Raw genomic sequence first — 7,087 nt, 5'->3', positions numbered from 1 at the left:
AGAGTCACAATTAAGGCTGCCGAACCCGAGTTTAGTCACATCATTGAGACTTACCCTTTAACCGAGCGGGAATTAGAGGTTTTGGAACTGATCGTGCAGGGTTACAGCAATGCTGCAATCGCCGAAAAGCTTTACATTACTGTCGGTACAGTCAAGACTCACGTCCGCAATATTTTGAACAAGTTGTGCGCTGATGACCGCACTCAGGCTGCCGTTCTCGCCCTGCGTTCTGGCTTGGTTGGATGAAGCCTTATCATCAGGCAAAATCAAGTTAAAAGTAGGGTGCGCTGTGCGCACCTTACGGCCACTGATTTAGGGTGTGCAGTGCACACCGACTGACTAATTATTACCAAAAAATTAGGGAAGGCAGTGTGCACCAGCTAAGCAATTATTTGTTGTTAAAACAGTAATAAATTTTAAATCCGCATCTATCCTAGTACATATATTTTTTTCCACTTTTAAAAAAAGTAAATATACCATAAGATAGATGCTAAAAAAGTATCATATTATTAATACTTATTGTTGAGCGATCCCCAGTTAGATAAATTTCGCTCCCACTGCCAATATTGCGCGATCTCACTTCATAAAAGGCGCAGGCAGAAGCCATATTACGATACTTTTAGGAATAGTTAAGCCTTAAATAAATTATATCCGCAGAGCGATGCTGAGTTCGCTTAAATTAGCGAAATTAAAAGTATCAACTGCTACTAAAATGCTTTAGAAAGAGGTATTATGGCCGCTCCAATTGAATTCAAGTTATTTGCTCCCTACAACAAAGAAGCTACCTTGATTGGATCTTTTTCTAATTGGGAAGATATTCCGATGGAAAAGGACGAAGAGGGTTATTTCCGCACGCGAGTTGAGTTGGAGGATGGCGTTTATCAATACAAATTTCGCGTTCAGTCGAAAAGCTGGTTTCTGGAAGCAGATCAGTGGGTAGATGTGGTCGATCCCTACGCGACTGATATCGACGATCCTACTCAAAACGGCATTGTTCGGATCAAAGATGGCGATCGCATTGTCGATACCTACGTCTGGAAACACGACGATAAACCGCTACCGGCCGATCGGGAATTAGTGATTTACGAAATGCACGTTGCTGACTTTTCCGGCGGTGAAGATGATCCCTTCGCCCGCGGCAAGTATAAGCACGTCGTCGAAAAACTCGATTACCTAGTCGAACTCGGCGTCAACGCGATCGAACTCATGCCCCTCAAAGAATACCCCGGTGACTACAGTTGGGGCTACAACCCCCGCTACTTCTTCGCTGCCGAGTCCAGCTACGGAACCACAGAAGAACTCAAAAACCTGATAGATGAGTGTCACGGGCGCGGGATTCGCGTCATCATCGACGGGATTTACAACCACTCGGAAGCATCGAGCCCCCTCACTCAAATCGATCACGATTATTGGTACCACCACGAACCCCGCGATCCCGACAACAATTGGGGCCCGGAATTTAACTACGAATTCTACGACGAAAACTTAGGAACTTATCCGGCGCGCCGATTTGCTGGCGATACAGTCCGCTTCTGGATTCAAGAATATCATCTCGACGGCATTCGCTTCGACGCGGCGCGACAAATTGCCAACTACGATTTCATGCACTGGGTTGTTCAAGAAGCTAAAAATGTCGCCGGTCCCAAACCGTTTTATACAGTTGCCGAATACATTCCCGAAAATCCCAGCATCACGAATCTAGACGGGCCTATGGACGGCTGCTGGCACGACAGTTTCTATCACTCCATAATTCCACAACTGTGCGGCGACAATTTTGATTTAGAACGGCTCAAAGAGGTAATCGACTGCAAGCGGCAAGGTTTCTTGGGTGCTACGAATGTAGTCAATTATTTGAGCAATCACGACCACGATCGCATTTTTGCCGAATTGGGCGAGCGCGGGATTTTGGATGAAGCCGCCTTCAAGCGGGCGAAGTTGGGAACCGTGCTGTTAATGACAGCAGTTGGGGTGCCGCTGATTTGGATGGGCGAAGAATTTGGCGAATACAAAGCCAAAACAATTGAGCAATCTAAAATTGACTGGACGCTGCTAGGAAATGACCTGAATAAAGGTTTGTGGGAATACTACAAAGGCTTAATTCACCTGCGTAAAAATAACCAAGCACTTTACACAGAAAACATCGACTTTTTTCACGAAGACCCCGACTCGAAAGTTTTTGCTTACACTCGCTGGAACGATGAAGGTTCGAGAGTTGTAGTAGTGGCGAATATGTCGGAAAATTATCTGGCGGGTTACAGCGTTCCTCACTTCCCGGCCAACGGAACTTGGCACGAATGGACGGGGGATTATGATATTGAATCCGGCGATGACAATATTATGATTGACTTGCCGGAATACGAAGCGAAAGTGTTTGTTTGGCAGTAAGGCAACGGAGGACAAAGACTTTCGCCGTTTCCCTACCCCAAAATAATCATTATGTAGGAAAACGGCACTGCCTTTCGTCGTGTCAACTTAAGCTCAAACCCTGTCACAGACTGCTGTTTGACTATTAACCCTAGATCCCCCCTAGCCCCCCTTAAGAAGGGGGGGACAAGAGTCTTATCAAAGTCCCCCTTCTTAAGGGGGATTTAGGGGGATCTAGACTTGGCTATGAACGAGAGATACCAAGGCTTTCAGGTTTAAGTTGACACCTATGGGCATGGCGCCGTGTCCTACTCTCCGCGCCGGAAACGGCGAAAGCCTTTGTTCCTACAGATATCGCTCAAAAGAGAAGCTTTTGTTTGTTCCCAGATTGATTTTCTAGACACAATTGGGTTATAGCGGTCGCCGGTATTGGTTTGCTAAAAAAGTAACCCTGACCCATATCGCACTGATGCGAGTGCAAAAATGCCAACTGTTCTGCTGTTTCCACTCCCTCAGCAATCACCTGTAAATTCAGGCCCTGTCCCAAGGCGATCGCCAGTTTCACAATAGTAGCACCGCTGCTGCCAGTCACCAAGTCGGCAACGAAAGACTTGTCTATTTTTAAATTGTTGAGGGGAAAGTTTTTCAGAGACCACAGCGAAGAATAACCGGTGCCAAAATCGTCCAAAGCAATGTGAATTCCCATGTCCTGCAACTGCTGCAATACCGACACCGTAAAGCTCACATCTGTCATGGCAATGCTCTCGGTAATTTCTATTTCTAAATACTCGGGATTTAACTTTGTTTCTGATAAAATTTCAGCGATGGTTTGTACTGTGTGAGGTTGCAGAAACTGGCGGGCTGATAAATTTACCGCTATCCGCATCGGCGGCAATCCCAGTAACTGCCACGCTCGATTTTGCAAGCAAGCAGTCCGCATCACCCATTCGTCAATTTGGCAGATTAATCCTGTTTCCTCAGCTAAGGGAATAAATCGATCGGGAGAAATCAAACCGCGTTCGGGATGTTCCCAGCGAATCAGAGCTTCCATGCCGACTATTTTACCAGTCTTTAAACTTATTTGCGGTTGATAGTGCAGGACAAACTCTGATTTTTTTAGAGCTTTGTAAAGATGATTTTCTAAGTTAAGATCCTCGGAGACTTTACTGCCGATCGCCCGCGTGTAAAACTGATAATTATTGCGACCTTTCTGTTTAGCTTTGTACATTGCAGCATCAGCATTTTTCAGCAAAGTTTCTGCATCTTCTCCGTCATAAGGAGCCAAAGCAATTCCCAAGCTAGCCTTAATATAAAGTTCTAGACCCTCAAAATCAAAAGGACTGCTTAAACTCTGGATAATTAGCTGGCAAATTTTAGTTGCTTCGTCAGGGCTGTTGATATTGTATAGCAGCACAGTAAATTCATCTCCGCCCCAACGAGCCATCGAATCCCCCACCCGCAAACAGTTAGTCAAACGCCGAGATACACTTTGCAGCAACAAATCACCCACTGGGTGACCTAGGGTATCGTTAACATTTTTAAATCTATCCAAATCTAGAAAGATAACCGCCAGCATTTCTGCATTTTGGTGAGCACTAGCTAAAGCTAAAGACAGCCTTTCATTAAACAGTAATCTATTAGGTAAACCTGTTAAGGGATCGTGAGAAGCTTGATGTCGGATCATCGCCTCGACCCGTCTCTGCATTGCAGCCATGTACAGGTGAGTTCCTAAAGATTGTGCTAGCTTCTGTTCCTCGCTAGTCCACTTTTTAGCTTCGCCTGTTTTGATTTCTTTCCAAGCTGCAAAGGATTGTCGGGGACGATCGTGCCGGGCGTCCGAACTGCAACGCCCCGCCCACAAAATTTCTGTTTCTATAGGGCTGCGAAAAACGGTGAGACAGCCGATGCACTGTTGGCGGTATTGCAGCGGTACTGCCAAAAATGAACGAATGGAAGCTGCGACTAAATTGGCAGATACAGATTTGAGTTGAGGTTCTTTAGAAATATCTGCAATTGCATACAAATGCGGTACGATAAAACTGGAAACATTGCTGTCAATTGAACTGTAATGCTGGGAATATAGATTCTCAAAAATATCTAATGGGCTTGTATGATTAGCAGTTTGTGTTCGATCGCCTTGGTTGTCAAACCCCATGATCTGCTGCCAAAACGGGCTGAGTTCAAGGTCGATGTCCGCGGGCTGCTGGCCACAGGTATAAAGCAAAGCCGGTCGATCGCCAAACTCGGCTGCAAGGTAGAGTCGCCCTCCCGAACCATGCAAATGCTTGACAGTTTGTTCAAGAACTGCTTTCCGAATTTCGTTGAGTTCCAGAGGAGAATGCAGCAAACTGGTAATTTGGTTGATAACGGCTTCGTCCCGCGCTTGCTGTCTAGCTTGACTCAGCAGAAAAGATTGGGCGATCGCAATTGAAAGTTGATCCACAAGCAACTGCACCATTTTCAACTCTCGATCGCTAAACCGTTTCGGTTGGCTATGGTGAGACACCAACAGCCCCCAAAGATGATTTTGATGCACAATCGGCACCGTCAGAGAAGAACGTGCCCCCATAGCTTTAAGATATTCAGCGTGACAGGGGTCTACAGGACGATAGCTAATATCTTCAACTGCTAAAGTTTTGCCGGTTTCGGGACAATCTAACCGATTAATTGTTTGATGCTGCAATTCCACATCTACAATCACTCGCTGGCGCGCTTTGAGAAACAATTCCCGAGCACTATGGGGAATGTCGCCTGCTGGAAAGCGCAAACCCAGCATAGATGGCAACTTGTCGCCGTGGATCGACTCAGCAATGACCTCACCGCTACCGTCGGCCTCAAAGCGATAAACTTTTACTCGATCGCTTTCTAAAAAGCTGCGGATTTCTCGGGCAGTTGTCGTCAAAATCTCTTGCAGTTCTAAAGAGTTGCGAATGCGATTGGTAATTCGATTGAGTAAAACCTCTTGTTCTAAAGTCGATCGTGACATTTGTATAAGTTTTGTGCGGGCCATGCCTTTTGATCTCCCGGGCTGTTGACAGCATTTTTGCAAGCCACAGTCTTAACTTGCCCTGTATTATACATTACAACACTTTCGCGGCGTCTAGGTGCTTGACCCTACCCAAGAGCGAGAAGCTCGGTTTCTGGGAATATTTCGGCTTTTTCGACAAATTTCGGTGATCGAGCGGGTTTTTCACAGCACTTACAAGGCAAGAAAAGAGCGATCGGAAAATTAGTGAGGACGAAAGTCCGATCTAGTTTAATCGGGACTTTCGTCCTCACTACAAAGCAATTCTAGAGTTACAAGACAAAAGGTATAGAGAAACCAGCTTGGTCAACCCGGCTGGTAAGTATTTATACCTTAAAAGGTCTCATTAAGCCGACTCCCAAATTTCCCGAATTCTGTCCGGCAAAAAGCCAGCTATTTCCTGAATTCGCTCCTCGGACAGCTCATCCTTCGTTGCCGAAAATACAGCCGCGATCGCAGTTTCCGGTTTTACTCCTGAAGGAAGGGCGCCTTCTAGTTCAACCCTCCGTGCAAACAAATTGCCATCGATCCCCAAAGGTGCAGGCGCGCCGGTCAAAGGTTGACGCACCCGGCTGAGCAATCCCACCAGCGGATTCGTATCTTTCCAGAGGTCTGCTATTTCTTGTTGCAGGGTTTTGTCATCCGTAGGCAAAACTTCTTTGTGCAATTCAGATTCCACGTGCTCGATGGCTTCTTTTGTCATCACATCGCGCATGATCCGGTACACTACTTCGGTAATGTCGCGGGCATCAAAAATATCCTCCAAGTGACCTTTTACCATCACTTTTTCCAAAAACGGCATATCCTTTGAAGCGATAGGAACTGCCGATCCTTCCTGGTGGAGGGAGGTCGGAGGATTCGTCTCCATTTTGTGTAACAGTTTGCGACCTTTTTCTGTTAAGTCAGCTTCTTGAAATGCGACTAAAGGCGGCAATAACTCAGTTCCTCCATAAGGCTCGCCACTAAACTGAGCTTTGATAAATTCCCTTTGGTTGAGGTAGTCCAAATGACCGAGCAATTCCGCTTCCGCCACCTGGTGACCGACATATTCTTCGGCTGCGTTCCTAATTTCCGACTCTCCCCTGCCGTTGCCGCTGCCAATCTTTTTGAGCAAAATGTAAGTCAGGTCGTCTCTGATTGCAATTGTCATCGAAACCTCCTAGGTTAATATCCGGTAAATCTCAAGTAAAAATTGATTTTTTTTACTTGCTTAAATTGTGATGATTACTACTTAAAAACATTGAAGTCTAAAGTAGACTAATCAAGTATCTCTCAGCAGGTGGAAGTTAATTAAAATTAAGTATCGGTTAGAATCTTCCTTTAGGTAGATCCCTGTAGGAGAACCCATGTCTAATGTGGTTAATATCCTAAAAAGCTGTCGCCACTATTGAATGTTATTAAGCGAGGATGCTTTATTGGTAACATTTTTCGTATTTATTGCGTATTTATTGCGTATTTTTACCAAGGCTGACGCACGAAGAGTACCTCAGTTGGTAATTAGTGCTGGGAGAGGTAGAATTAAGCAGATGCTATGCGGTTAATCAACAGCAGTCGTTTTGCCTGCAGCTTGTAGGAATATTGTATCGAGTTAGACCAAAAACTGGTCATCGGAGAACTACACATACGAGCCAATCTGTTTCAAGTGCCGCAGCGCCACTTGAAGAATGCCTCGGAGACAACTTTTTTGATCGTTTCGCT

General features: G+C 45.6%; 4 protein-coding genes. 2 read left to right on the top strand and 2 right to left on the bottom strand.

Going from position 1 to position 7,087, the window contains the following annotated elements:
* Together QUA38_RS26210 and QUA38_RS26205 are read left to right on the top strand one after the other, a co-directional pair.
* Window positions 1-246: response regulator transcription factor (locus QUA38_RS26210; RefSeq protein WP_333167087.1), on the top strand; the 246-nt coding region annotated here is incomplete at its 5' end.
* A gap of 486 nt (window positions 247-732) precedes the next feature.
* On the top strand, window positions 733-2,385 hold the full coding sequence (locus tag QUA38_RS26205) for an alpha-amylase family glycosyl hydrolase (RefSeq protein WP_333167085.1): 1,653 nt from the start codon (window positions 733-735) through the stop codon (window positions 2,383-2,385).
* Window positions 2,386-2,722: 337 nt separating this feature from the next.
* Here QUA38_RS26205 and QUA38_RS26200 read toward each other — a convergent pair whose 3' ends face one another.
* Together QUA38_RS26200 and QUA38_RS26195 are read right to left on the bottom strand one after the other, a co-directional pair.
* The gene (locus QUA38_RS26200) at window positions 2,723-5,374 is read right to left on the bottom strand and encodes an EAL domain-containing protein (protein ID WP_333167083.1); all 2,652 of its coding nucleotides are present in this window, start codon (window positions 5,372-5,374) and stop codon (window positions 2,723-2,725) included.
* A gap of 361 nt (window positions 5,375-5,735) precedes the next feature.
* On the bottom strand, window positions 5,736-6,539 hold the full coding sequence (locus QUA38_RS26195; protein ID WP_333167081.1) for a DUF2267 domain-containing protein: 804 nt from the start codon (window positions 6,537-6,539) through the stop codon (window positions 5,736-5,738).
* Window positions 6,540-7,087 lie beyond the last annotated feature (548 nt).

Source organism: Microcoleus sp. Pol12B4, from assembly GCF_036701385.1.
Classification (GTDB): Bacteria; Cyanobacteriota; Cyanobacteriia; order Cyanobacteriales; family Microcoleaceae; genus Microcoleus.
Note: the sequence above shows the minus strand (reverse complement) of the source record. Positions and strands in the feature narration are given on the sequence as shown.

Bases quoted from the DNA above. Each gene is read 5' to 3' on its own strand.
- QUA38_RS26205 (WP_333167085.1), top strand. From the start codon at position 733: ATGGCCGCTCCAATTGAATTCAAGTTATTTGCTCCCTACAACAAAGAA.
- QUA38_RS26200 (WP_333167083.1), bottom strand. From the start codon at position 5,374: ATGGCCCGCACAAAACTTATACAAATGTCACGATCGACTTTAGAACAA.
- QUA38_RS26195 (WP_333167081.1), bottom strand. From the start codon at position 6,539: ATGACAATTGCAATCAGAGACGACCTGACTTACATTTTGCTCAAAAAG.